Below are 26,216 nucleotides of genomic sequence, written 5' to 3'. Positions count from 1 at the left end.
TTTCGTGCAAGGACACCTCATGCGCACCCTGTTCATGGCGATCCCTTTGCTGGCTGCGGTCATTTCGGGTTGCGCCAGTCATCCGGCCGATGCTGGCGGCGTCTGGGTCAATGAAAGCGCCATCGAGGCTGCGGTCAAGGGCGGCAACCTGCGCCAGGCTCTCCTGGGCATGGGCCCCACCCTCGAATGGCAGATCGACGCGCAAGCCAACACAGCCACCGCCAGCAACGGCTTCGAAGTCGCCGAGGGTAGCCTGAGCGCTACCGGCAAGAATGCCTGGCAGGTAAGTTTCTACGGCAATGGCTCCGAAAGCCTGACCCTGGACGGGAAAACCCTGGTGCAAGCGGCCAGCGAGGCGGCCGCCGAACAGCATTTCGAACGCAGCGATGCGAGCCTCCCCACCCTGCCACCCGGAGGGCGCTTCGAACAACGCCTGTACGAAGCCTACATGGGCGGTGACTGGAAGATCATCGAGGGCGACGACGCTGGAGCCGAAGTGCGGTTCCTGCCCGACGGCCGGGTAGAGGGCCTGCGCGGCATGGATCGCTACGCCCTTTGCCTGGGGGGTGACTGCGCGGCCATGAGCGGCGCCTTCGACAGTATATGGCTGCAAAGCGGCGCCCAGGGTAACGCCTATATCCTGCAGCATGGTGACGACCAGCTGGACATCTTCCAGGCGGTCAACCAGGCAGCTGTCGACGAAATGCCCAGCCTGCGCCCCGGGCCAGTGGTGTGGCGCTTGCAGCGCTAAAGGTTGGCCCGCCCGGCACCCGGGCCATGGCAATGGATCATGTAGCGTCCGCGCCCAGCAGTGCGGCATAGCCCTCCCGGTAGGTTGGAAAACGTGGCGCCCAGCCGGTGGCTCTGGCGGCCGCGTTGCTGCAACGCTTACTACCTGTGCGACGCAGCGGCGCCTCCAGGTAGGGCGCGGTTACGCCCATGCGCTGCCGAAGCCAATCCAGCACTTCATGCAATGGAGCCGGTTCGTCGTCCACCCCAAGGTAACAGCCCCCCAGGACTGCGCCGGCCCAGTCCCGCTCAAGCAAGTGAGCCATCAGCCCGGCGGCATCGTCGGCGTGTATACGATTACCGTACTGCGGCACTTGCGCCGAGGCGCGATAGCCCTGCCGGGCCTGGTTGAGCAAGCGCTCCCGACCCGGCCCATAGATACCGGTCAAGCGCACCACCGTGGCGGGAATCGAGGTCGAAGCCGCCAGCTTTTCAGCTTCAAGCATCACTTGGCCGGCATAGCCTGTCGGCACAGTGGGCGAGGTTTCGTCGACCCATTCCCCTTCGGTCTGCCCATAGACGCTGCTACTGGAAATGAACAGCAAGCGTCGGGGCACTTGCTGGCGCTCGCCGAGCCAACCCAGTACGTGCCCCAGCCCCTGGACATAGGCGCGACGGTAACCGACCTCATCGTGCTGGTCTGCCGCTACCGCATATACCAGGTAGTCCACAGGCTCACTGGGCCATTGGGAAGGGCATGCGGCCTCATTGAAATCCGCCTGCAGCCCCGGCAGCCCCTGGGGTAGCCGCGCCGGGTCACGACGCACCCCCGTGACGTCCCAGCTCAACGCCTTCAACCGCACCGCCAGGCGCGTACCGATGTCTCCGCAACCCGCGATCATTACCTTGGGTACTGCCATAAAGCCCTCTACCGCGACGCTGAGCGCGCTTGCCCTGTGAAATTTCCGACGCAATTGCTTCTGCTATTAAGAATTACTTGCAATAATGAGGCACCCTTTGTCCCGGCGTCCATCAGCCTGCATGGACCGCCACCTTCCTAAATCAGGTTCGGCCAGCATGAATGTCATCTCGCTTCCCGTTTCGCTTCGCACACTTCGCTTTGCGCCACGCGCCTGGTGCGCTCTTGCCGCACTGCTGTTGAGCCTGGCGGCACCGGCCAGCTTCGCCGATAACGTGGCCGCCACGCAAACCCCGGCCACCGCCGCCTCCGTACCGGCCAACGGCCCTGCGGACTCCACCGTGCCCCCTCCGGTGGTGGCTGAAGACGCTCCGGCCATTGAAGACCCTGCCCTGAACCTCGGCCATGACCTGTCCCCGTGGGGCATGTACCAGAACGCCGATGTGGTGGTGAAAGCGGTCATGATCGGCCTGGCGATCGCGTCCATCCTCACCTGGACCCTGTGGATCGCCAAGGGGCTGGAAGTGCTTGGCGCCAAGCGCCGTCTGCGTCGGGAAATCCAGATCCTCAAGCAGGCCACCACCCTGCGCGCGGCTGGCGAGGCGACCGACCAGCCCGGCACCCTGGCTCACTTGCTGGTGCAGGACGCCATGGAAGAACTGCGGCTATCGGCCAATGCACGCGACAAGGACGGTATCAAGGAACGTGTCAGTTTCCGCCTCGAGCGCCTGGTAGCAGCCTGCGGCCGCAAAATGAGCGCCGGCACAGGCGTGCTCGCGACCATCGGCTCCACCGCCCCCTTCGTAGGTCTGTTCGGTACGGTATGGGGCATCATGAACAGCTTCATCGGCATCGCCAAGACCCAGACCACCAACCTGGCGGTCGTGGCCCCCGGCATCGCCGAAGCCTTGCTGGCTACCGCTCTGGGCCTGGTAGCGGCAATTCCCGCCGTGGTCATCTATAACGTGTTCGCACGCTCCATTACCGGCTATAAGGCCCAGGTCGCCGATGCCAGCGCCGAAGTGTTGCTGCTGGTCAGCCGTGACCTGGATCACCAGCCAGCCGAGCGTGGCAACCAGCCTCACCCCATGGTCAAAGTAGGTTGAGCCATGGGCCTGCATCTTAAGGAAGGCGCTGACGAGCTCGCCGAAAACCACGAAATCAACGTGACGCCGTTCATTGACGTCATGCTGGTTCTGCTCATCATCTTCATGGTGGCTGCTCCTCTGGCAACGGTGGACATAAAAGTGGACCTGCCCGCCTCCACGGCCAAGCCGGCACCGCGACCGGAGAAGCCGGTGTTTCTCAGCGTCAAGGCGGACAAAGGCCTGTACCTGGGCGATGACGCCGTGGATCGCGCGTCCCTGGGCCAGGCCCTGGACGCGCGTACCCATGGCAAGAAAGACACCACTATCTTCTTCCAGGCTGACAAGGGCGTGGATTACGGCGACCTGATGGAAGTGATGGATGCCCTGCGCGGCGCTGGCTATCTCAAGGTCGGCCTGGTAGGTCTCGAGACGGCAGGCAAGCAATGATCGCAGCCAGCCGTCCCCTGCCGAGCTTCGCGCGCTATGGCGGCAGCCTCGCTTTCGTGCTTGCGCTCCACGCCATCGCCATTGTGCTGGCACTGAATTGGTCGTCCGCCTCTTCACCGCCCCCGGCGCCGCCACCCGCCATGATGATGGAGCTGGCTCCCCTGCCCGAGCCCGAGCCTGTTCCACCGCCACCGGTGGTGCAACCGCCGCGCCCAGTGGAAGAGCCGCCGATGCCCAAGGTGGTCGAGGCGCCAAAACCTGTGATAGAGGTGCCCAAGCCTAAGCCCAAGCCAAAACCGCAACCCAAGCCGCAGCCCAAGCCAGAGCCCGCGAAAGAGATTCCGGTGGAGCAGCCCGCGCCAGCCCCCGCGGCCGCGCCGGCCAAGGCTCCACCCGCGCCACCGCAGCCGCCTGCCCCGCCGGTGAGCCAGGCGCCCAAATGGGAAAGCGAGGTCATGGGCCGTCTGGGCCGCTTCAAGGAGTATCCACCCCAGGCCCGTAGCCGAGGAACCGAGGGTCAGGTAGTGGTAGCGTTTACGCTCGATAGCCAAGGACGTGTGCTCGATGCCAGCGTGGTAAGCAGTTCGGGCAGCAGCCTGCTGGATCGCGCGGCCCTGCGCGCCGTCAACCGGGCGCAACCCTTGCCTGCTCCGCCCGCCGAAAGGCTGGTCAACGGAACGGTGAATCTGCGCGCGCCTTTCACGTTCAACCTGACGCGGGATCGTTAAGCAGGTTTTGATACAACGGAAAGAGTTCGATAACGTGCGTCTATCGACGGCAGCCGCTATGCTGGGGCCGCAATTTCATGGACGCCCGTTATGACTCTTACAGAACTTCGCTATATCGTCACGCTTGCGCAAGAGCAGCATTTCGGCCATGCCGCCGAACGCTGCCACGTCAGCCAGCCCACGCTGTCGGTCGGCGTGAAGAAGCTGGAAGACGAACTCGGCGTACTCATCTTCGAGCGTAGCAAGAGCGCGGTGCGCCTGACCCCGGTGGGCGAAAGCATCGTGGCCCAGGCGCAGAAGGTACTGGAACAGGCCCAGGGTATCCGTGAACTGGCCCAGGCTGGCAAGAATCAGCTCACCGCGCCGCTCAAGGTCGGCGCCATCTACACGGTGGGCCCTTACCTCTTCCCGCACCTGATTCCGCAGCTGCACCGGGTAGCCCCGCAGATGCCGCTGTATATCGAAGAGAATTTCACCCATCTGCTGCGCGACAAACTGCGCAACGGTGAACTGGACGCCGTCATCGTCGCCCTGCCTTTCAACGAAGCGGACGTCCTTACCCTGCCGCTCTACGACGAGCCGTTCCAGGTGCTGATGCCCAGCGACCATCCCTGGACGCGCAAGGAAACCATCGATCCGGCGCTGCTTAACGACAAGAGCCTGTTGCTGCTGGGCGAAGGGCATTGCTTCCGCGATCAGGTACTCGAGGCCTGCCCGACGCTGGGCAAGGGCGCCGAGGCATCGCGGCATACCACGGTGGAGTCCAGCTCCCTTGAAACCATTCGCCACATGGTCGCTTCCGGCCTGGGCGTGTCGGTGCTGCCGCTCTCGGCGGTACATAGTCATCACTATGCGCCCGGGGTCATCGAGGTTCGCCCGATGACCGCGCCAGCGCCTTTCCGCACGGTTGCCATCGCCTGGCGCGCCAGCTTTCCCCGGCCGAAGGCCATCGAGATACTCGCCGACTCCATTCGGCTATGCTCCGTGGCCAAGGCGCCGGCAGCGACGGCCAAAGCAGCCGTATGACCGAACTGGCAGCCCTACCGGTCACCGCGCTCAAGGGCGTTGGCGAGGCAATGGCCGAAAAGCTGGCGCGGGTAGGGCTCGAGACCGTACAGGATGTGCTGTTTCACTTGCCCCTGCGTTACCAGGATCGCACCCGGGTAGTGCCCATCGGCAGCCTCCGCCCAGGCCAGGACGCAGTCATCGAAGGCGTGGTCAGCGGGGCGGACATCGTCATGGGCAAGCGCCGCAGCCTGCTGGTGCGCCTTGGAGACGGCAGCGGCGTGCTCAGCCTGCGCTTCTACCATTTCAGCAACGCCCAGAAGGAGGCGCTCAAGCGCGGCACTCACCTGCGCTGCTATGGCGAAGCCCGCCCCGGCGCTTCCGGGCTGGAAATCTACCACCCCGAATATCGTGCCCTGACCGGCGACGAGCCGGCGCCAGTGGAACAGACCCTGACCCCTATCTATCCGCTTACCGAAGGGCTGACCCAGCAGCGCCTGCGCCAGCTGTGCCTGCAAAGCCTTTCCCTGCTCGGGCCACGCAGCCTGCCGGACTGGCTACCCGAACCACTGGCGCAGGAGCATCGGCTCGGCCCGCTGGACCAGGCCATCCGCTACCTGCACCAGCCTCCAGCCGATGCCGACGTCGAAGAGCTTGCCGAAGGTCATCATTGGGCACAGCGAAGGCTCATCTTCGAAGAGCTGCTCACTCACCAGCTTTCTCAACAGCGCCTGCGTGAAAGCCTACGCGCCCAGCAGGCGCCGCCGCTGCCCCCAGCCCGAACGCTTCCGGCTCGATACCTGGCCAACCTGGGTTTCAGTCCAACCGGGGCGCAGCAGCGGGTAGGCGCGGAAATCAGCTACGACCTGAGCCAGAGTGCGCCCATGCTGCGTCTGGTCCAGGGTGACGTCGGCGCGGGCAAGACGGTAGTGGCCGCCCTGGCGGCCTTGCAGGCCATCGAGGCAGGCTACCAGGTGGCGCTGATGGCACCCACGGAGATCCTGGCCGAGCAGCATTACCTTAACTTCCAGCGCTGGTTCGAGGCTCTTGGCATCGAAGTCGCCTGGCTGGCGGGCAAGCTCAAGGGCAAGGTCCGCCAGGCCGCGCTGGAGCGAATCGAAGCGGGTGCGCCCATGGTGGTCGGGACCCATGCGCTTTTCCAGCCGGAAGTACGCTTCGCGCGCCTGGCCCTGGCCATCATCGACGAGCAACACCGCTTTGGTGTGCAGCAGCGCCTGGCCTTGCGCCAGAAAGGCGTGGATGGCCGACTCTGCCCGCATCAGCTGATCATGACGGCCACACCCATTCCCCGAACCCTGGCGATGAGCGCCTACGCCGACCTGGATACCTCGGTCCTGGATGAGCTTCCGCCCGGACGTACCCCGGTCAATACCGTGCTGGTGGCCGACAGCAGGCGAATCGAGGTGATCGAGCGTGTTCGCGCGGCCTGCGCCGAAGGCCGCCAGGCCTATTGGGTGTGCACCCTGATCGAAGAATCCGAGGAGCTGACCTGCCAGGCGGCGCAGACCACCTTCGAGGAGCTGACGCTTGCCCTGGGCGAGCTTCGTGTAGGCCTTGTGCACGGACGCATGAAGCCTGCCGAAAAGGCCGAGGTCATGGCCAGGTTCAAGCAGGGCGAGTTGCAACTGCTGGTGGCCACCACCGTTATCGAAGTAGGCGTCGATGTGCCCAATGCCAGCCTGATGATCATCGAGAACCCCGAGCGCCTGGGCCTGGCGCAGCTGCACCAGCTACGCGGGCGCGTTGGTCGCGGTAGTACCGCCAGTCACTGCGTGCTGTTGTACCATCCTCCGTTATCGTTCATCGGCCGCGAGCGCCTGGGCATCATGCGGGAAACCAACGACGGCTTCGTGATCGCCGAAAAGGACCTGGAGCTGCGCGGCCCCGGAGAAATGCTCGGTACACGGCAGACCGGCCTGCTACAGTTCAAGGTGGCGGATTTGATGCGCGACGCCCACTTGTTGCCCGCCGTGCGTGAAGCGGCCCAGCGCTTGCTGGCCGAGTGGCCGGACCACGTCACGCCCCTGCTGGAGCGCTGGCTTCGCCATGGACAGCAATTCGGCCAAGTGTAAAGGCCTTTTCCTTCAACCTGCCCGCGTAATTCCCTGAGATGGGTATACTGGCGCTTTGTAAACGTTCGGATACAGCCATGACTGAAGTTGCCCTGGAAGTAGCGACACCGCACGCCCCTCAAGCCATCGAGCAACTGCTGCGAACCCACGGAATCGCTTACCGTGAGGTGATCGAGACACCTCTGCTCAATCCGGCCCGTCAAGTACAGGCGGTATTGCTGGGGGACGCTGTCGGGCTGCTTCTGGTGCTGCTGCGCAAGGACCAACTGCTGGACCTGACCCGATTGGCAGAAGTCTGTGGGCGGACCCTGACCGCGGTTCCTCTGGAAAAGCTCAAGCGCCTGCTCGATCCACTGAGCCTCGGCGAGCTTCCGGGCATTCCCCTGGCGGTCAGCGCGGCCTGCATGTACGACGAACGCCTGCTCGACATGGAGTACGTACTGGTCGCTTCCGGCCAGCCTGGCGTACTGCTGGAAATCGCAACGGACCAGAACCAGTTCCGCAAGGCATTGGCCAATGCCAGCTCCGCGCGCTTCGGTGAACCCGTGGCCAAGCAGCTCGCCCAGGGCGACCTCACCGGGTCCCTGGCGACCATTTCCAAGGGCGTCCAGGCGTTCACCGCGCGTCGGATCCAGCAGCGTCTCGAAGACACCATCGAGATTCCGCCACTGGCGACCACGGCGCAGAAAATCATCAAGCTGCGGGTCGACCCGGATGCCAGCACCGATGACGTGACCGGCGTGGTTGAAACCGACCCGGCCCTGGCGGCGCAGGTAGTCAGCTGGGCGGCGTCGCCCTACTACGGATCGGTGGGCAAGATCCGCTCGGTTGAAGATGCCATCGTGCGTGTGCTGGGCTTCGACCTCGTGATCAATCTGGCCCTGGGATTGGCGCTGGGCAAGACCCTGACACTCCCCAAGGACAAGCCACAACAGGCGACGCCCTACTGGCAGCAATCCTTGTACACCGCCGCGGTGGTGGAAGGCCTGACCCGGGCCATCCCTCGTGCCCAGCGACCGGAAGCGGGCCTGGCATACCTCGGCGGTCTGTTGCACAACTTCGGCTACCTGCTGCTGGCCCACGTGTTTCCCCCGCACTTCTCACTGGTTTGCCGCCATCTGGAAGTCAACCCCCACTTGCCCCATGCCTTCGTGGAGCAGCACCTGCTGGGCATCAGCCGGGAACAGGTAGGCGCCTGGCTCATGAAACACTGGGACATGCCCGAAGAACTGGTCACCGCCCTGCAATACCAGAACGATGCCAGCTATGACGGCGAGCATGCGGTGTACGCCAACCTGGTGTGTCTGGCGGTACGCCTGCTGCGTGCCCACGGCAAGGGCTTCGAGGTCGAGGAAGACATCCCCGATGCGCTGCTCGAGCGCCTGGACATCACCCGGGAAAAGGCCAACGAAGTGGTGACCAAGGTGCTGGATGCCGAGCAGTTGCTGCGCGAGCTCGCCCAGCAGTTCGGCCAGGGTTGAAGGCACCTCGCCCGGCGCCTGCGTCGGCGGAGAGGCATCGGCCCTTCCGCCTGGCGCCGGAGCAGTACGCTTAGCCGATGCTCTCGCGCAGGTTCTTCCCGGGCTTGAAGGCCACGGTATTGCTCGCTCGAATCTTCACCGGCTCACCGGTTTGCGGGTTCTTGCCCGTACGCGCGCCTCGGTGGCGCTTTTCGAACGTGCCAAAGCCCACCAGCGTGACGTTTTCTTTGTTAACGGCCTGGGTGATCTTGTCCAGCATGATCTCTAGAACGCGATTGGCCTGATCCTTGGTGAGATCAGCTTTCTCGGCGATAGCCTGGGTAAGCTCAGGTTTGCGCATGAATGATGCCTCTTTACGGTTTTTGTTGTTATGTCCGGCCAGGTAACCCCATGCCGCTGCGCACGCGGACCCCTATCCACGGCTGACCCAGCGAGAATGGCACGCCCTGCGCACCCGCGCCAGTGGCGCGGCGCGCTTTATACCGGTAATTCCGAGCCGATTCCGACGGACTGGACGGTGAATTGGCCGATGCCCGCCTCAGATGACTTCGACCATTTCAAAGTCATTCTTGCCTACACCGCAATCCGGGCATAGCCAGTCCTCCGGAACGTCATCCCATGAGGTGCCCGGTGCCAGCCCCTCTTCCGGACAGCCAGCTGCTTCGTCGTAGATGAAACCACATACCACGCATTGCCATTTTTTCATTGCATCGCCTCATTGACCCGCTATAGCCGCAACCGACCTGGCGGCCGTTCCATGCTAAGCTCAGGGCCTGCCAACCGCCATGCCTTATACCGTGCCGCAATCCACCGACGCTTTCCATCCGCCTGCCTGGTCTGATCACCTGGAAACGGCGGATTCCCAATGCCAGGACTGGCTTTTCGACACCGGCTCCCTTACCCGTCGGCTGAGAAGACTATCCGCGGACAGCCTCCAGATCGTCACACACAGCGAAGGCTGGGCCTCGCTGCGCGCGGAGGAATGCCTGGCTCTGGATTTGCCCCTCGACACCCTCGGCTGGGTACGCGAGGTCTGTCTGGTCGGGTGCGGCAAGCCCTGGGTATTCGCCCGCAGCGTGGCCGGACAACTGGCGCTCAAGGAAGACGGTTTTCCCCTTGTAGCCCTGGGCTCACGCTCCCTTGGCGAGCTGCTGTTCGTCAACGGCGGCTTCAGCCGGGGCCCTATCGAGATCGCGCGTTACCCCCTGGCGTGGCTTCCCGCGGGGCTGGCCGCCCATGCTCCCTGGGCGCGCCGGTCGCGATTCCAGCGTGGTGCCTTGGGCCTGCTGGTCAGCGAAGTGTTCCTGGCGGATTTCTGGGCCGCCTTGCCTGGCTCCACGGAGGCTCCCTGATGTACCTGGCATGGCTTCGCGCCCTGAACCGGCTGCACCCGCGCGCCTGGGACTTCATCCAGCTCAGCCGGATGGACAAGCCCATCGGCATCTATTTGTTGCTATGGCCCACGTTGTGGGCATTATGGATCGCCGGCGAGGGTCAGCCATCCCTGGCCAACATCGTGATCTTCGTGCTGGGCGTGGTGCTGATGCGGGCGGCGGGATGCGTGATCAATGATTTCGCGGACCGCAAGGTAGACGGCCATGTACGGCGGACTGAACAGCGTCCCCTGGTCAGCGGCAAGGTGCGCGGCCGCGAGGCCCTGGTATTCTTCGCTGTGCTAGTGACCTTGAGTTTCCTGCTCGTGCTCTGTACCAACCTGGTCACGCTGGAGCTATCCGTCGGCGGGTTGATACTGGCAGCCAGTTACCCCTTCATGAAGCGCTACACCTATTACCCACAGGTGGTGCTAGGAGCTGCCTTTTCCTGGGGCATGCCCATGGCGTTCACCGCCCAGACCGGCCATTTGCCCGGCGCGGCCTGGTTGCTCTATCTGGCAAACCTGCTCTGGACCGTGGCCTACGACACCTATTACGCCATGACGGATCGAGACGATGATCTGCGCATAGGTGTCAAATCCACTGCCATTCTGTTCGGTAACTCCGACAGGCTCATCATTGGCATGCTGCAAGGGCTGGCGCTGGCTTGCCTGCTGCTGGCCGGGGCGCGCTTCGGCCTGGGCTGGCCCTTCCATTGCGGCCTGGCCGTGGCAGCTGGCTGCTTCGCCTGGGAGGCCTGGCATACCCGGCATAGGGAACGCATGGCCTGCTTCGAGGCTTTTCTGCATAACCACTGGGCCGGCCTGGCCATCTTCGCGGGCATCGTGCTCGACTACGCCCTGCGCTGATAAAGACTCGGCGGGCCAAGCGCGCCCCCTCGGGCTTCAGCCAGAGGTAGATTGCTTGCTACCCTTAGCCATGCTGTCATGTGACTGCAATATTTCCGTTATCTAATGCAGCGCATCATCCAGGACAGGTTCGAGGGTAAACCATGATGGGGAAAAGCATTCTGATCGTCGACGACGAAGCACCCATTCGCGAGATGATCGCCGTCGCCCTGGAAATGGCCGGCTACGAATGCCTGGAAGCGGAAAACAGCCAGCAAGCCCACGCCATCATCATTGACCGCAAGCCCGACCTGATCCTGCTGGACTGGATGCTTCCTGGCACGTCCGGCATCGAACTGGCGCGTCGTCTCAAGCGCGACGAGCTTACCGCCGGCACCCCGATCATCATGCTCACCGCCAAGGGCGAAGAGGACAACAAGATCCAGGGGCTGGAAGTGGGTGCCGATGACTACATCACCAAGCCCTTCTCACCCCGCGAGCTGGTTGCCCGGCTCAAGGCCGTGCTCCGTCGCGCCGGGGCAACGGACAACGAAACACCTATCGAGGTCGGTGGCCTGCTGCTGGACCCGATCAGTCATCGGGTAACCATCGATGGCCGTCCGGCCGACATGGGCCCCACCGAGTATCGCCTGTTGCAGTTCTTCATGACTCATCAGGAACGGGCCTATACCCGCGGACAACTGCTGGATCAGGTCTGGGGCGGCAACGTCTATGTGGAAGAACGCACGGTGGACGTGCATATCCGACGCCTGCGCAAGGCCCTGGGCGATGCCTACGAGAATCTGGTACAGACTGTCCGTGGCACAGGGTATCGCTTCTCCACCAAGGCCTGACCCTCGCCGCGCGAAAGGATTGATCGCCAATTGAACCGAAACTGGCATGCCGTACTGGTCCGCCATCTACTGCTGCTGATAGGTGCATGCCTGCTGCTGGGGCTGTTGACGAGCCATTACGGTCTCTGCCTGGCCATCGGCCTGGGTGCCTACCTGGCCAACACCCTGCGGCAGCTGCTGCGCCTTCAACACTGGCTCAGCCATCAACAGGGCGACGAGCCGCCACCTGAAGCCCATGGCCTCTGGGGTGACGTCTTCGACAGCATCTATAACCTCCAGCGACGTGACAGCCGGGTACGTGCCCGCCTGCAGGGCGTGATCGATCGCGTGCAGGAATCCACCGCGGCGTTGCGGGACGCGGTGATCATGCTCGACAGTGATGGCAACCTGGAATGGTGGAACCCGGCAGCGCAAACGCTTCTAGGCCTCAAGACACCTCAGGACGCTGGACAGCCGGTTACCAACCTCGTGCGCCATCCTCGCTTCAAGGATTACTTCGAAGCCGAGCACTATGCCGAACCCCTGGAAATGCGCTCGCCCTTGAACGACCGGGTGCGCCTGCAATTCATGATCACCCGCTACGGCAACAACGAGCACCTGATGGTGGTCCGGGATGTCACGCGCATCCATCAGCTGGAACAGATGCGCAAGGACTTCATCGGCAATGTGTCACACGAATTGCGCACGCCCTTGACTGTCATCACCGGCTACCTGGAAACCCTGCTGGACAATGCGGGCCATCTGAACCCGCGCTGGCTGCGTGCCCTGCAGCAGATGCAACAGCAAGGCAGCCGCATGCAAAGCCTGCTCAATGACCTGCTGCTGCTCGCCAAGCTCGAAGCGACCGATTACCCCTCGGAGAGCCATCCGGTAAACATTCAGGGGATGTTGCAAAGCGTGGTCAATGACGCAACCGCCCTTTCGGGAGAGCGTCATCACCAGATCGTGCTACAGGCGTCGCCCCGCCTCAGCATGAAAGGGAGCGAGCCGGAATTGCGCAGCGCCTTTTCGAACCTGGTGTTCAATGCTGTCAAGTACACTCCGGACAACGGCCAGGTGCGGGTACGCTGGTGGCAGGATGACAATGGCCTGCACCTGAGTGTGCAGGATTCGGGTATCGGTATCGAGGGTAAGCACATTCCGCGGCTTACCGAGCGCTTCTACCGGGTTGACTCCAGCCGCAGCTCCAGCACTGGCGGCACCGGGCTTGGCCTGGCGATCGTCAAGCACGTGCTGCTGCGCCACAAGGGGCAATTGGAGATCACCAGCGTGCCGGGCAAAGGGAGCACCTTCACGTGTCATTTTCCATTGAGCCTGTTGGCGCCAGCGGAAATGGAAGAAGACCCGGCGTGACGGCTCTGTAGGAAATTGCTACGGTAAGACACTGGTCAAGTGCGGACTTAATCGCTAGATTCCTTAATTCGCGGCTCATCAGACGCGAACTCTCTCAATCATACGGATCTTCTTCTTTCCCCAATGGACCCTTCCCCTGGTTTATCGCTTCACGACCTCTTCGCCGATTTCGGCATGATTCTCTTCGCGCTTTTCCTGGTTGTGCTCAACGGCTTCTTCGTTGCCGCCGAATTCGCCATGGTCAAGCTGCGCTCCACGCGAGTGGAGTCCATCGCCGAGAAGCAAGGCTGGCGCGGCAAGATCCTGCGCACCGTGCATAATCAGCTCGACGCCTACCTTTCCGCCTGCCAACTGGGTATCACCCTCGCCTCGCTGGGCCTGGGCTGGGTCGGCGAGCCGGCGTTCGCGCACCTGCTCGAGCCTCTTCTGGCCGCCCTTGGCGTGCAATCGGCCGAGGTGATCAAGGGCGCTTCCTTCTTCACCGCGTTCTTCGTGATCTCCTACCTGCATATCGTGGTCGGCGAGCTGGCCCCCAAATCCTGGGCCATCCGCAAGCCCGAGCTTCTTTCCTTGTGGACGGCGGTGCCGCTCTACCTGTTCTACTGGCTGATGTACCCGGCCATCTGGCTGCTCAACGCCAGCGCCAACGGTATCTTGCGTATCGCCGGCCAGGGCGAGCCCGGCCCGCACCACGAGCACCACTACAGCCGTGAAGAGCTCAAGCTCATCCTGCACTCCAGCCGTGGGCAAGACCCGAGCGACCAAGGCATGCGCGTGCTGGCCTCGGCGGTGGAAATGGGCGAGCTGGAGGTAGTCGATTGGGCCAACTCGCGGGAAGATCTGGTCGTGCTGGAACATGACGCCCCGCTGAAGGACATCCTGGCCACCTTCCGGCGCCATAAGTACAGCCGTTACCCCGTCTATGACAGCACTCGGGGAGAATTCGTCGGCCTGTTGCATATCAAGGACCTGCTGCTGGACCTGGCTGCCCTGGATCACGTGCCCGCCTCGTTCAACCTGGCGGAACTTACCCGCCCGTTGGAGCGAGTTTCCCGCCATATGCCCCTCGCAGAGCTGTTGGAACAGTTCCGTACCGGTGCCGCCCATTTCGCCTTGGTGGAGGAAGCCGATGGCAAGGTCATCGGCTACCTGACCATGGAAGACGTACTCGAGGTACTGGTGGGCGACATTCAGGATGAGCACCGAAAGGCCGAACGGGGCGTGCTGGCCTACCAGCCCGGCAAGCTACTGGTGCGGGGCGATACACCGCTGTTCAAGGTAGAGCGCCTGCTGGGCGTGGACCTGGATCACATCGAGGCTGAAACCCTTGCGGGACTCGTCTACGACAGCCTCAAGCGGGTACCGGAAGACGAGGAAGTGATCGAAGTGGAAGGGCTGCGCATCATCATCAAGAAGATGAAAGGCCCGAAGATCGTGCTCGCCAAGGTGCTCAAGCTGAGCTAACGGTTGCCGATGGTGAAGTTCGGCAGGCTTTGCAAAGGCTTGTCGAACTCATAAGGGATCGATTCCAGCCCGGCTCCGGTATTGCGCTGGACCACGAAGTGCAAATGTGGCCCCGTGCTGTGGCCGGTATTTCCCGAACGCCCGAGCGGGCTGCCCTGGGCCACTCGCTCCCCCTCCCTGACCACCACCGACCCGCGCATCAGGTGCAAGTAAACGCCCATGGTGCCGTCCTCGTGCAGGATTCGTACGAAATTGCCCGAAGGTTGGGCGCCCCCCTGATCCTGGTCATTCTCTACCTTGATCACCATACCTGCCCGGGCCGCGATGATAGGGGTACCCTCGGGCATGGCGATATCGATCGCATAACGGCCTTTGGGGCCGTTGTGGCTGAAGTTGCCATTGGGGCCCTGGCTGATACGGAAGGGGCCGCCGATCCAGGGAAAGGGATAGCGATAGGCGGCGGTGCGGGTGGCTGGATCACCCAGCACGTAGCTGAATCCCGGCGTACCGGTCACCGGCTTACCAGGCTGGGCCGGGTTGACCGTCGCCAGCAGGAGCCTTGAACGAGGCGCTACCAGCCGGCGGACTTCCGTTGGCCCGCCCGGCGCGGCATTGCGCAGGCCGGACAAGCGCAGCATGACCTGCACCGGTGCGTAGGTATCGTTCCGGGCTTCGAAGGTCAGCGCCTTTCCCACTGGGCGGGTGTCGAGGCGCACCTGGGCCGAGAAGGATTCGACCATGCGATCCTGAAACACCAAGCGCTTGGCACCAGGCGTGACGCGGTCGGTATAGGTGACCACCCCATGGCTGTCCACGAACTTGTAGATAGCCGCAGCCTGTACCGGAGCACCCAGGCCAAGCAGAAGAGCGGGAAGAAGCGCGCGCCAGTTCATGATTCGTATTCAGCGAAAACGAAGGGCCAGGGTAACAGCCTCAGCCCCTCATGGGTTCAAGCGCCTGGCACGAAGTGTTTCTGAGCAGTGCCGCGGGCGATCAGGCGAGACAGGTAGTCAAGCTTCTGGGCGTCCTGATCGACGAAGCGGAAGTTGAGCTGCAACCAATCGCTGTCCGGCTTGGGTTCCAGCGCGGATACGGCATGCAGGTAGCCATTGAGGCGCGCGATGTCGTTGTCGCCCTGCTCGAGGTCCAGGACCGCCTGTTCCAGCACCTGGGGCAAGGGTTCGCCACGCTTGACCACCAGGAGAGCTTCCTTGAGGCTCAACGCCTTGATCACACAGGCCATGGTCGCGCCCCCGGCCAGGCGCAGCTGGCCCTGGCCACGGCTGGTGGCGCTGCCCTGGCTGGACGCAGCGCGCGGCACAGGAGGAGCTGCCGCTATGCCTGCCGCGGCCGCTGCCCGTGGCGTCGGGGCGGGCGCAGGCGTCGCGGCAACAGCCTCGGGCCGGTTGCTGGTCAATGCCGCCAGCGAGTCGTTGGCGAACGCCGAAGTGTTGGGCCGTGAACCCGGGCCGCTCATCAGGCCTTCCAGCTTGCCGACACGATGCAATGCTTTCTTGACCTTGGTCAGCAGCTGCTCGTTGGTGAACGGCTTGCCGACGTAGTCCGAGACACCCGCCTGGATGGCCTGGATAACGTTTTCCTTGTCGCCCCGACTGGTCACCATGATGAAGGGGATATGCTTGGTGCTTTCCTGCTCACGGCACCAGGTCAGTAGTTCCAGGCCGGTCATTTCCGGCATTTCCCAATCGCAAAGGATAAGGTCGTAAGGGTCCTTGGCTAGCATGGCCTGTGCCTTGCGCCCATGGACGGCATCTTCGATCTGCATTCCAGGGAAGGCGTTGCGCAGACATTTTTTTACCAGGTCGCGAATGAACGGGGCGTCATCCACTACCAGAACACTGACCTTGGCCATTAAGGACTCCTGAAATTCGTCTGCGTAGCATAGCGCTCCGCGGCGCCTACACCCACGCAGATTTTCTCACCCGCACCCGGATGCCAGAAAAACTGTTCCCAGTATGAACGAAAACGCCCGGTGCGAACCGGGCGTCGATACTCGGGCAAACCTACTTATCGTCAGCGTCCACGGAAACATTAGCCCGTTCGGTATTCCGGCGCACCTCTTCCTTCATGCGCTCCAGGCCAAGGTGACGTACATCGGTACCCTGGACCAGATAGATCACCAGTTCAGAGATGTTGCGCGCGTGATCGCCGATACGCTCCAGGGAGCGCAACGCCCAGATGACATTCAGCACGCGGGAGATGGAACGCGGGTCTTCCATCATGTAGGTCACCAGCTCGCGCAGCGCGGTCTTGTATTCCCGATCAATGGTCTTGTCATACTGGGCCACGGCCAGGGCAAGGTCGGCATCGAAACGGGCAAAGGCGTCCAGGGCATCGCGCACCATTTTCAGGACCTGGTCGCCGATATGACGCACTTCCACATAGCCCCGTGGGGACTCACCCTCTTCGCACAGCTGGATGGCGCGGCGGGCGATCTTGGTAGATTCATCGCCGATACGCTCCAGGTCGATCACCGACTTGGAGATGCTGATTATCAGGCGCAGGTCAGACGCCGCTGGCTGCCGCCGCGCCAGGATGCGCAGGCATTCACCGTCGATGTTGCGCTCCATCTGGTTGATTTCGTCATCGATGTCACGCACCTGCTGGGCCAGGCCGGAATCGGCCTCGATCAGCGCGCTCACGGCGTCGTTGACCTGCTTTTCCACCAGCCCGCCCATGGCCAGCAGGTGACTGCGCACCTCTTCGAGCTCGGCATTGAATTGCTGAGAGATGTGATGATTGAGGCTGTTCTTATCGATCATGGGTCAGGTCCTTGAATACCGGTGGGTGGGGCGTCAGGGGTGCGTGGCCGGCAAGGTCAACCGTATCGGCCGGTGATGTAGTCTTCGGTTTGCCTTTTCATCGGGTTGGTGAACATCCGGTCGGTATCGCCGAACTCCACCAGCTTGCCCAAGTGCATGAATGCGGTGTAGTCCGACACCCGGGCGGCCTGTTGCATGTTGTGAGTGACGATGACGATGGTGTAGCGCGTCTTGAGCTCGTAGATCAGCTCTTCCACCTTGAGGGTGGAGATTGGGTCCAGGGCCGAGCAGGGTTCGTCGAGCAGCAGCACTTCGGGCTCCACGGCGATGGTGCGGGCGATGACCAGCCGCTGCTGCTGACCGCCGGACAGCCCTAACGCGGACTCATGCAGGCGATCCTTGACCTCTTCCCACAAGGCCGCGCCGCGCAGCGCCCACTCCACGGCTTCATCGAGCATGCGCTTTTTCTTGATGCCCTGAATACGCAAGCCATAGACCACGTTCTCATAGATGGTCTTGGGAAACGGGTTGGGCTTCTGGAATACCATGCCGACACGCCGACGCAACTCGGCCACATCCTCGCCCTTGCGGTAGATGTCATGTCCGTAGAGGTTCACGGCACCCACCACCTTGCAGTCCTCGACCAGATCATTCATCCGGTTGAAGGTCCGCAGCAAGGTAGACTTGCCGCAACCGGAAGGACCAATGAACGAGGTAACGCGCCGCTGCGGAATCCTCAGGGCGATGTCATGGAGCACCTGCTGCGCCCCGTAGTACAGGCTCAGGCCGGCCACTTCGATGGCAACGTCTTCGACGACCGGGTCGCGTCCGTGCTTCCTGCGGCCCAGGGTGGCCACCTCCAAGGGGCGGCCGGTTGTGTGTTGCTCCATTCAAAGCTCCGTAACCCTGGCGGGTCAAACAGGCGGCCATGGCCGCTTGGTATCAAGTGTCGAGGCCGCGGTATTTTTCCCGCAGGTGATTGCGCATCGCGACCGCGGAAAGGTTCAACAGGCCGATGACCGCCACGAGCAGCAAGGCCGTGGCGTACACCAGCGGCCGCGCGGCTTCCACGTTCGGGCTCTGGAAGCCTACGTCATAAATATGAAAGCCCAGGTGCATGATCTTCTGGTCCAGATGCACATAGGGGAAGTTGCCATCCACGGGCAGAGAAGGCGCCAGCTTGACCACACCCACCAACATCAGCAGAGCCACTTCCCCGGCGGCCCGGGCAACGGCGAGTATGACGCCGGTCATGATCGCGGGACTGGCCATGGGCAGCACGATTTTCCAAAGCGTCTCGGCCTGGGTAGCGCCAAGGGCGAGAGAACCTTCGCGCAGCGACCGGGGAATGCGTGCCAGGCCCTCTTCAGTCGCGACTATCACTACAGGCACCGACAGCAGCGCCAGGGTCAAAGATGCCCAGAGCAGGCCGGGCGTGCCCAGGGTGGGCGCCGGCAGGCGCTCAGGAAAGAACAATCGATCGAGTGAGCCGCCCAGTACGTAAACGAAGAAGCCCAGGCCGAACACTCCATAGACAATCGCCGGCACGCCGGCCAGGTTGTTCACGGCGATGCGAATGATCCGGGTCATCCAGCCCTGGCGGGCATACTCTCGCAAGTAAACGGCCGCCAGTACCCCGAAAGGCGTCACCACCACGGCCATGAGCAGGGTCATCATGACGGTTCCAAAGATCGCAGGGAACACGCCGCCCTCGGTATTGGATTCCCGGGGGTTGGTGCTGAGGAATTCCCACAGGCGCGCAAAATAGACGCCCGTCTTCTGTGCAACATTCATGGCGTTGGGCTGGTAGGCGTGCAGTATATCGCTCAGGTATAGCTCCACCTGCCGGCCGGAGGCGTCTGCCATCACCACTGTGTCGCGGGCCGCCTGCTGGCGCAGGTTTTCAGCCCTGGTTTCGAGCGCGCCCAAGCGGGCCTCGAGCGCGCCACGCTCAGCCGCCGCATCCGCCTCGGCGCCTGGGTCCTGCGGGTTCTCGAGGGCTTGCCTGCGCTGCGCCAGGCGCAGGCGTTCCAGCTCATGATTGATGCCTGTCACTTCGACCGTCTGCAGGCGGTTCAGCTCTGCGGCCAGCGCCGCGGACCGAGCCAGGCGCGGCTGCAGCGCTGGCCATGCGGCCGGGCCTTCGGCCACTACCTTCCCCGCCTCCTTGAGCGCAACCACGTGGCCATAGAAATTGCCCCACTCCTGACGTTCAAGGGTGACCAGGCCCGCCGGATAGTCGCGTTCGCCCAACCAAGGCTCCACAACCCAGGTGAAGTCCGTCCCATTCAGGTCACGATTACCGAACTTGACCAGCATGCGGGTCACCCAGCGGTCGCCATCGGCACTCAGGGGCAGGCCTGCGTCCCGCAGCCGCTGTCGGGGACTGCGCTCCTGTTCCACTACCTCACCCACCAGCGTGACCGGCGCCTGCCCCGGCACTTGGTAAGTGGTCTGAAGCAAGCCTGCCGGCCAGAAGTGCCCCAGCCCCTTTATGGCAATCAGTAGCAATAGGCCGAGGGTCATGATCACCGCGACGGAGACCGCGCCCGCGCTCAGCCAGACGCCGGGGGCTCCGCTGCGGAACCATGCCATGGGGGAAAACCTGTTCAACGTTCGCCCCTTTTCACAGCGAAGAATAGTGTTTGCGCAACCGCTGGCGGATAAGCTCGGCCAGGGTGTTCATCGCAAAGGTGAACAGCAGCAATACCAGCGCTGCCAGGAACAGCACCCGATAGTGGCTGCTACTGACAGCAGACTCCGGCATTTCAATGGCTACGTTGGCCGCCAGGGTGCGCATTCCCTCAAAAAGGTTCATATCCATGATCGGAGTGTTGCCCGTGGCCATGAGCACGATCATGGTTTCGCCCACCGCGCGGCCGAGGCCAATCATCAAGGCAGAGAAAATCCCCGGGCTGGCGGTGAGCAGCACTACGCGCACCAGGGTCTGCCAGGGCGTGGCGCCGAGTGCCAGCGAGCCGAAGGTCAAGCTGCGAGGCACGTTGAAGATCGCATCCTCGGCGATGGAGTAGATGGTAGGGATAACGGCAAAGCCCATGGCCGCGCCCACGACCAGAGCGTTACGCTGGTCGAAGTCCAGGCCAAGCTCGCGCGTGAGCCATTGCCGCATGTCACCGGCGAACAAGACTTGCTCCAGCCAAGGACTGGCCGTGAGGGCGGCCACGGCAAGCAGCACGACCAGTGGGATGAGCAATGCGCTTTCCCAGCCTTCGGGCACGCGCAGGCGCACACGATCCGGCAACTGCCCCCAGATCATGCCAAGAGCGAGAATGCCCAGCGGAAGCACCAACAACAGGCTGAACACGCCTGGCAGGTGGCTTTCCAGAAAGGGTGCCAGGACCAGCCCCGCGATGAATCCCAGTATGACAGTAGGCAGCGCCTCCATCAGTTCGATGACTGGCTTTACCTTGCGGCGCATTACCGGGGCCATGAAGTAGGCCGTATAGATGGCCGCGGCTACTGCCAGGGGCGCCGCAAGCAACATGGCGTAAAGGGCGGCCTTGAACGTTCCGAAGGCCAGGGGCGTCAGGCTCAGCTTGGGCTCGAAGTCCGAATTGGCGGCGGTAGACTGCCATACATACTCAGGCTGGTCGTAGTGCTCGTACCAGACCTTGTCCCATAGCGCGGCCCAGGAAACCTCCGGATGGGGGTTGCGCAAGGTGAACCTGGAAATGCCCTCGGGGGTTTCCAGCAGGACCCGGTTGGCCCGCGGCGAAAGTGCGAGCAAGCCTGGGCCACCGGCCACCTGTTCAGTCAGCAGGGTACGATGCGCCGTGGCATGAAACACCCCCAGCAGGCCGCTGTCGTCCAGCGCGAGGAAGCCCTTGCGTCGTTGTTCTGGCTCGATCTGCCTAATTGGCGCCAGGCCAAGCTGGAAATCCCGAATATGCTGGAGTCTGGCCTCGCCATCACGGTCCCTAGTCATGAACCACTGGCCAATGCTGCCGGTGGAGCTACCGATCAGCAGCGACGCCCCACCCACCAGCTGTGCACTGGCGGTAACCCGAGCGTCGGCGTCCTCCAGCAGCTTGTAGCGGCCGTTGAGCGTCTGGTCGCGCAGGTCGAAGACGTCTACATGGGCGCGGCCGCCTATCACATACAGCCAACGCTGCGCGCCATCTACGTAGAGGGCGTTCACAACCTCGGTGACTTGCGCAAGCGCGACACGTTCGATGGTAGTGGGCGCGCCCTCGGCGAGATTCATGCGCAGCACGTTGAACCCGCCGGCACTGGCACCGGCGATGATCAGGCTCATGTCGCCGCGATTGATGGCCAAGTGCTCCAGTGGCTCACCTGCCTTGCCCAGCGCCAGCGGCTTAGCTCCATAGGGGTAATCCAGGCTGGGCACCATATGCCGTATGCCTGCGGTCCAGGTCGCCTGATAACGATGCTGGAAGAACAACACCTGGCCATTGGACAAGCCCAACGCCACCAATCCCTTGCCTGGTAGGTCCTTGGCGACCGTGCTGATTCGGCTTCCTGGAGGTAGCGGCAGGGTGGCGCGACTGATGAGTGCTCCGCTGGTAGCGTCGAAGAACACCACCGCGCCATCGATCGAAACACGCATGGCAACCTGGTTCTGCTCTTCGAGCGTAAGCAGGGCCGTTTCCCCGGCAGAGACCAGCCAGGGCGCGGTGACGTCCGCGGTAGGCTTCAGGGTGGCCCCTCGGAACAGGGGCGCTACTACGTAACCCAGATAGAAGAAAATCAAGGTGATGGCCGCCAGGACCGCCAGCCCGCCTACCAGGACATACCAGCGAGTCAAACGATCGACGAGCGCACGCAACCGGCGATGCCGCCTCAGGGCCGGCGTATTGAAATCGATGCCCGCGCGCGCTGCGCGAAAGCTTGCGTTGCTTACAGCCGGATCGTTCATCCGCACACCCTAGCGGGCCTATATGACAGAAACATGACATCATGGTGACAGCATCGCCACCCGTTGTAATAGAGATTTTCCAGCACCTTACCGGGTTGGATCAGGCCTTTGCTCTTCGCTGAGCCCCAGGCTGGCCAGCATTTGCCGGGCCACCGCCCTGGGTATCGGAATATAACCATCCCGGGCCACCAGCTCCTGCCCGCTCACGGACAGGATCAACTTCAGGAACTCGCCTTCCAACGGCGACATGGGCCGGCCAGGCGGCTTGTTCACATAGATATAGAGGTACCGGGCCAAAGGGTAACTGCCATCGATCGCATTGGCTTCGGTTGCTTCCACGTAGGGCCCTTCTTCGGTTCGAGCCAGGGGCACGGTATGAACGCTGGCTGTGGTATAGCCGATGCCTGAATACCCTATGCCATTAGGCGAACTGCTTACGCCTTGAACCACAGATGCCGACCCTGGCTGCTCGTTCACCTGGGCTTTGAAATCCCCTTTGCACAGCGCCTGCTCCTTGAAGTAACCATAGGTACCCGAGGCCGAATTGCGACCGAACAATTGCAAGGGCTGGTGCGCCAGGCTGCCTGCCACTCCCAGGTCACCCCAACGCTTGATCGACCCGGTGGCGCCACACAACAGCGTGGTGGAAAAGATGGCGTCGAGTTGCCCCAACGTCAGCCCCGCGATCGGGTTGTCCTTGTTTACGAAGATGGCCAGAGCATCGATAGCCACCGCGACGGCGGTAGGCTTGTAGCCATATCGACGCTCGAAGGCTTCAATTTCTACATCCTTCATTTTCCGGCTCATCGGGCCGAAGCTGGCGGTGCCCTGGATCAGGGCCGGCGGCGCAGTGGAAGAGCCAGCCGCCTGCACCTGCACGTTGACGCTGGGGTAGGCGCGCTGGAATGCATTGGCCCAGAGCGCCATGAGGTTGGCCAAGGTGTCGGAGCCAACGCTGGTCAAGGTGCCAGAGATGCTTGTCGCTGGAGCGTACCCTTGCAACTCGGGCGACGCCGCCGCGGTGGCAGTCGCCAGGCTGGCCGAGGCTCCGATTATCGCCATCAGGCACTTGAACTTCATGAATGCTCCGGCGCAGGACGCAAGGGTAACCGGCAACACCGCTTGCGCGGACAAACCCCAGAGCATACAGACCCAATGTTACACACAGATGACAACGGCGCTTCTAGACCGCTATGCCGCTGCGCCGACGTTGCCAGAGCATCACCCCCAACGCGAAGCCTAATACACAGAGCCCGGCCACATACCATGCAGGCCCCATGGGGCTGAGCTTGATCATCATGGTGACGATCACTGGCGTAAGACCACCGAAAATGGCATATGCCAGGTTGTACGAGAACGATAACCCGCTGAAACGTACCGCGGTAGGAAAGATGGTGACCATCACATAAGGCACGGCGCCAATGACCCCTACGCACAGGCCGGTAACCGCGTACAACGGGAACAGCCAGTCCGGATGAGCCTGCAGGCTGTGATAGAGCGTCCACGAGGTGGCGCCGAGGGCGATACTGCCGAACATGAACACTTTCCCGGCCCCGAACCGGTCCGCGAGGGCGCCCGAAAGGATACAACCGAGGCTCAGGAAGAGGATCGCCAGGCTGTTGGCCTGCATCGCCTCCTTGGCTGGAAACTTGTAGAGCGTCTGCAACAGGGTCGGCGTCATCAGGATGACCACGACTATGCCCGCGGTAAGCAGCCAGGTCAGAAGCATGGACATCACGATCGCTGACCGATGACTCTTGAGCACAGCCCGTAGAGGCTGCTCGGCCAGGGCCTTGCGCTGCTGCAACTCTACGAACAGAGGAGTTTCATGCAGCCAGCGGCGCAGGAAGACCGACACCAGGCCAAATACGCCGCCAAGGATGAAGGGTATCCGCCAGGCGTAGGCCAGCACTTCCTCAGGCGCGAACAGGCTGTTGATGACCGTTGCCACCAGAGAGCCCAGCAGGATGCCTGTGGTCAGGCCCGACGTCAGGGTACCGCAGGCATAGCCTATGTTGCGCACCGGAACGTGCTCGGAAACGAACACCCAGGCACCGGGAACCTCGCCACCGATGGCCGCGCCCTGGATGATGCGCAGCACCAACAGGAGCAAAGGCGCGGCGATACCGATCTGAGCATAGGTGGGCAGTAGTCCCATCAACAACGTAGGCACCGCCATCATGAAGATGCTCAAGGTGAACATCTTCTTGCGGCCCAGCACGTCACCGAAGTGCGCCATGATCACGCCACCCAGGGGGCGCGCGAGGTAGCCGGCGGCAAATACCCCGAATGATTGCACCTGGCTGACCCATTGAGGCATGTCCGGGGGAAAGAACGATTTGCTGATCACGACCACGAAGAACACGAAAATGACGAAGTCGTAGAACTCCAGCGCGCCGCCAAGGGCCGACAGCGATAAGGTCTTGTAATCGTTACGGTTCAGCGGGCGCGAGATGGACGCGGCGCTGGAAGGAGCGGTGCTCATGGCTCGGTTCTCTTATTGATCGCGTTCGGCAGCAGGCTCCGCCTGCGCTTGGCGCAGCCGGGTCAAGGAAGATAGCAAATTGCTTTGGCCGGCACATATATCTGTGATTGAACGGTTATGTACCCAGGCATCGCTCTATATACTGGCTTGAACGACACGACCGCTTACCGCTTCATCCTTTCGAAGTCATGGGTCCGAGGCCCCCGGCATGATTGAACTCGAACAAGAAGATCCCATCCCCCAGGGCGACCTGGCCCTACAGATCACCGCGCTTCCCCGCGAGGCCAACGGTTTTGGTGACATCTTCGGTGGCTGGCTGGTGTCCCAGATGGACCTGGCTGGCACGGCCATGGCCAGCAAGGTGGCTGGCGGCAGGGTGGCTACGGTGTCCATCGACCGCATGGCTTTCCTGGTGCCGGTACCCGTGGGCGCTCAGCTGTCCTTCTACACCCAGACCCTGCAAGTGGGGCGTAGCTCGATTCAAATGATGGTCGAGGTCTGGAGCGACGATCCACTGTCCAGCGAATGGCGCAAGGTTACCGAAGCGGTCTTCGTCTTCGTGGCCATTGATGGGAGCGGGCGCACCCGCAGCGTTCCGCCGCGCCGCTGAGCCTGCGAAGGCTTGCCGGGACGCTCGACAGCGAGCCTGGCTCCAGGGCGCCACGCCTAAACTTGCCGCCCGTTCGATGGTCAACGCCACACCAATCTGATATCGAGGAAGCGATATGGCGGCCCCAAAGCTGGAAAAGCTCAAGCAAGGCGAATTGGACATCTGGCAGGTCACTACCGCCCATGCCGAGTTGCTGGTAGCAGAGCAAGGCGCGCAGGTACTGAGCTACAAGCGCACGAACGAGCAGCCTTTGATCTGGCTCAATGATCATGCGCAGTTCAAGGAAGGCGCGGCGATCCGCGCCGGAATCCCGGTGTGCTGGCCCTGGTTCGGCAACCTGGCGCGCAACCCCGAGGTCATTCAGCAGATGCGGCAGTCTACCGAGCCGGCAACGGCGCATGGGCTGGTGCGTACCTTGAAGTGGACCCTGGGCGAGCCACAGCTAAGCGACGACAAGGTGACACTCACCTTTACCCTGCCCGAGGCCGATGGTGGCCTGCCTGGCTGGCCGCACGCGGCTCGCCTCGAACTGAAGATCGAGCTGGCCGATACCCTCACGCTCGCCCTGACTACGCTCAATCTGGGCCGTGAAGACATACACCTGAGCCAGGCGCTGCATACTTATTTTGCGGTGAGCGATGTTCGTCAGGTGGCGGTAGAGGAAGTCGCCGGCCTGGAGTACATCGAAACCCTGGAAGACTGGGCTCGACGCACTCAGCAAGGTCGGCTCGAAGTCACCGGCGAAACTGATCGGATCTACCTGGATACCCCGGCGCGGCTGACCATCGCCGATAGCGAATGGAAGCGCCGCATTCTCATCGACACCCAGGGCTCGGCCAGCGCCGTCATCTGGAACCCTTGGATCGAACGCGCCAGTGCCTTGCCAGACATGGCCAATGACGGCTGGCAACGTATGTTCTGCATCGAAACCGCCAACGTCATGGCCGACGCCAAGCGCCTCGGCCCCGGCGAAGCCCATACCCTTGCCGTGACCGTGTCCAGCGAACCGCTGGTCTGAGCGCCAGTTCACGAGGTGGGAGGCAGCTCAGAAGAAGATTC

Annotated in this window: 25 protein-coding genes; 14 read left to right on the top strand and 11 right to left on the bottom strand. The window is 62.7% G+C overall.

Annotated elements, in window-relative coordinates:
• Positions 1–19: 19 nt before the first annotated feature.
• Positions 20–751 (top strand): hypothetical protein, encoded by a 732-nt coding sequence (locus ACP691_RS13490; protein ID WP_426150803.1) that lies wholly within the window; start codon positions 20–22, stop codon positions 749–751.
• Between the two features lie 37 nt (positions 752–788).
• Here the strand turns inward: ACP691_RS13490 and ACP691_RS13485 are convergent, their stop codons facing one another.
• The gene (locus ACP691_RS13485) at positions 789–1,649 is read right to left on the bottom strand and encodes an SDR family oxidoreductase (RefSeq protein WP_426150805.1); all 861 of its coding nucleotides are present in this window, start codon (positions 1,647–1,649) and stop codon (positions 789–791) included.
• 157 nt (positions 1,650–1,806) lie between these two features.
• Between ACP691_RS13485 and exbB the strand changes: the two genes are divergently transcribed.
• The 6 genes from exbB to ACP691_RS13455 all read left to right on the top strand — a co-directional run bounded on the left by exbB (position 1,807) and on the right by ACP691_RS13455 (position 8,490).
• A complete protein-coding gene (gene exbB, locus ACP691_RS13480; protein WP_426150807.1) occupies positions 1,807–2,754 on the top strand; it encodes a tonB-system energizer ExbB in 948 nt (315 codons plus the stop codon).
• A 3-nt stretch (positions 2,755–2,757) separates the two neighbouring features.
• Entirely contained in the window at positions 2,758–3,183 is a 426-nt protein-coding gene (exbD, locus tag ACP691_RS13475) for a TonB system transport protein ExbD (RefSeq protein WP_040260329.1), read from the top strand.
• Complete coding sequence (locus tag ACP691_RS13470) at positions 3,180–3,911, top strand: energy transducer TonB family protein (protein ID WP_426150810.1); 732 nt, start codon at positions 3,180–3,182, stop codon at positions 3,909–3,911. The genes exbD and ACP691_RS13470 overlap by 4 nt, the downstream gene beginning before the upstream one ends.
• Positions 3,912–4,001: 90 nt before the next feature.
• Positions 4,002–4,937 carry a LysR substrate-binding domain-containing protein gene (locus ACP691_RS13465; protein WP_426150812.1) on the top strand — a complete coding sequence of 312 codons (936 nt, stop codon included), beginning with the start codon at positions 4,002–4,004 and terminating at the stop codon, positions 4,935–4,937.
• Positions 4,934–7,009: an ATP-dependent DNA helicase RecG gene (gene recG, locus ACP691_RS13460; RefSeq protein WP_426150814.1), complete on the top strand. Its 2,076-nt coding sequence runs from the start codon at positions 4,934–4,936 to the stop codon at positions 7,007–7,009. Before ACP691_RS13465 ends, recG begins: the two co-directional genes overlap by 4 nt.
• A 77-nt stretch (positions 7,010–7,086) precedes the next feature.
• The gene (locus tag ACP691_RS13455) at positions 7,087–8,490 is read left to right on the top strand and encodes an HDOD domain-containing protein (RefSeq protein WP_426150816.1); all 1,404 of its coding nucleotides are present in this window, start codon (positions 7,087–7,089) and stop codon (positions 8,488–8,490) included.
• A gap of 70 nt (positions 8,491–8,560) precedes the next feature.
• Here the strand turns inward: ACP691_RS13455 and ACP691_RS13450 are convergent, their stop codons facing one another.
• Together ACP691_RS13450 and ACP691_RS13445 are read right to left on the bottom strand one after the other, a co-directional pair.
• A complete protein-coding gene (locus tag ACP691_RS13450) occupies positions 8,561–8,830 on the bottom strand; it encodes an HU family DNA-binding protein (protein WP_040260335.1) in 270 nt (89 codons plus the stop codon).
• A 198-nt stretch (positions 8,831–9,028) separates the two neighbouring features.
• Positions 9,029–9,196 carry a rubredoxin gene (locus tag ACP691_RS13445; RefSeq protein ID WP_040260336.1) on the bottom strand — a complete coding sequence of 56 codons (168 nt, stop codon included), beginning with the start codon at positions 9,194–9,196 and terminating at the stop codon, positions 9,029–9,031.
• 79 nt (positions 9,197–9,275) lie between these two features.
• Between ACP691_RS13445 and ACP691_RS13440 the strand changes: the two genes are divergently transcribed.
• The 5 genes from ACP691_RS13440 (at position 9,276) to ACP691_RS13420 (ending at position 14,382) form a co-directional block, all read left to right on the top strand.
• A complete protein-coding gene (locus ACP691_RS13440; protein ID WP_426150819.1) occupies positions 9,276–9,842 on the top strand; it encodes a chorismate--pyruvate lyase family protein in 567 nt (188 codons plus the stop codon).
• On the top strand, positions 9,842–10,732 hold the full coding sequence (ubiA, locus tag ACP691_RS13435; protein WP_426150821.1) for a 4-hydroxybenzoate octaprenyltransferase: 891 nt from the start codon (positions 9,842–9,844) through the stop codon (positions 10,730–10,732). The genes ACP691_RS13440 and ubiA overlap by 1 nt, the downstream gene beginning before the upstream one ends.
• A 143-nt stretch (positions 10,733–10,875) precedes the next feature.
• Complete coding sequence (phoB, locus tag ACP691_RS13430; RefSeq protein ID WP_040260338.1) at positions 10,876–11,565, top strand: phosphate regulon transcriptional regulator PhoB; 690 nt, start codon at positions 10,876–10,878, stop codon at positions 11,563–11,565.
• 30 nt (positions 11,566–11,595) lie between these two features.
• A complete protein-coding gene (phoR, locus tag ACP691_RS13425) occupies positions 11,596–12,918 on the top strand; it encodes a phosphate regulon sensor histidine kinase PhoR (protein ID WP_426150823.1) in 1,323 nt (440 codons plus the stop codon).
• Between the two features lie 123 nt (positions 12,919–13,041).
• The gene (locus tag ACP691_RS13420) at positions 13,042–14,382 is read left to right on the top strand and encodes a hemolysin family protein (RefSeq protein WP_040260340.1); all 1,341 of its coding nucleotides are present in this window, start codon (positions 13,042–13,044) and stop codon (positions 14,380–14,382) included.
• Here the strand turns inward: ACP691_RS13420 and ACP691_RS13415 are convergent.
• The 8 genes from ACP691_RS13415 to ACP691_RS13380 all read right to left on the bottom strand — a co-directional run bounded on the left by ACP691_RS13415 (position 14,379) and on the right by ACP691_RS13380 (position 24,547).
• On the bottom strand, positions 14,379–15,275 hold the full coding sequence (locus ACP691_RS13415; RefSeq protein ID WP_426150825.1) for a peptidoglycan DD-metalloendopeptidase family protein: 897 nt from the start codon (positions 15,273–15,275) through the stop codon (positions 14,379–14,381). The genes ACP691_RS13420 and ACP691_RS13415 overlap by 4 nt on opposite strands.
• A 56-nt stretch (positions 15,276–15,331) precedes the next feature.
• On the bottom strand, positions 15,332–16,255 hold the full coding sequence (locus ACP691_RS13410) for a response regulator (protein ID WP_426150827.1): 924 nt from the start codon (positions 16,253–16,255) through the stop codon (positions 15,332–15,334).
• 151 nt (positions 16,256–16,406) lie between these two features.
• The gene (gene phoU / locus ACP691_RS13405; protein ID WP_040260344.1) at positions 16,407–17,165 is read right to left on the bottom strand and encodes a phosphate signaling complex protein PhoU; all 759 of its coding nucleotides are present in this window, start codon (positions 17,163–17,165) and stop codon (positions 16,407–16,409) included.
• A 56-nt stretch (positions 17,166–17,221) separates the two neighbouring features.
• On the bottom strand, positions 17,222–18,055 hold the full coding sequence (gene pstB / locus ACP691_RS13400; RefSeq protein ID WP_426150830.1) for a phosphate ABC transporter ATP-binding protein PstB: 834 nt from the start codon (positions 18,053–18,055) through the stop codon (positions 17,222–17,224).
• Between the two features lie 52 nt (positions 18,056–18,107).
• Complete coding sequence (gene pstA, locus ACP691_RS13395) at positions 18,108–19,760, bottom strand: phosphate ABC transporter permease PstA (protein WP_426150832.1); 1,653 nt, start codon at positions 19,758–19,760, stop codon at positions 18,108–18,110.
• A gap of 31 nt (positions 19,761–19,791) precedes the next feature.
• Positions 19,792–22,062: an ABC transporter permease subunit gene (locus tag ACP691_RS13390; protein WP_426150834.1), complete on the bottom strand. Its 2,271-nt coding sequence runs from the start codon at positions 22,060–22,062 to the stop codon at positions 19,792–19,794.
• Between the two features lie 87 nt (positions 22,063–22,149).
• Positions 22,150–23,142, bottom strand: a complete 993-nt coding sequence (locus tag ACP691_RS13385) for a PstS family phosphate ABC transporter substrate-binding protein (RefSeq protein WP_426150836.1) — start codon at positions 23,140–23,142, stop codon at positions 22,150–22,152.
• Positions 23,143–23,245: 103 nt separating this feature from the next.
• The gene (locus tag ACP691_RS13380; RefSeq protein WP_426150838.1) at positions 23,246–24,547 is read right to left on the bottom strand and encodes an MFS transporter; all 1,302 of its coding nucleotides are present in this window, start codon (positions 24,545–24,547) and stop codon (positions 23,246–23,248) included.
• A 208-nt stretch (positions 24,548–24,755) separates the two neighbouring features.
• Here ACP691_RS13380 and ACP691_RS13375 point away from each other — a divergent pair, with 208 nt between their 5' ends.
• Positions 24,756–25,157, top strand: a complete 402-nt coding sequence (locus ACP691_RS13375; RefSeq protein WP_040260351.1) for an acyl-CoA thioesterase — start codon at positions 24,756–24,758, stop codon at positions 25,155–25,157.
• 115 nt (positions 25,158–25,272) lie between these two features.
• Positions 25,273–26,175: a D-hexose-6-phosphate mutarotase gene (locus ACP691_RS13370; RefSeq protein ID WP_426150840.1), complete on the top strand. Its 903-nt coding sequence runs from the start codon at positions 25,273–25,275 to the stop codon at positions 26,173–26,175.
• Positions 26,176–26,216 lie beyond the last annotated feature (41 nt).

This window comes from Pseudomonas sp. DC3200b2 (assembly GCF_049895785.1).
Classification (GTDB): Bacteria; Pseudomonadota; Gammaproteobacteria; order Pseudomonadales; family Pseudomonadaceae; genus Aquipseudomonas; species Aquipseudomonas massiliensis.
Note: the sequence above shows the minus strand (reverse complement) of the source record. Positions and strands in the feature narration are given on the sequence as shown.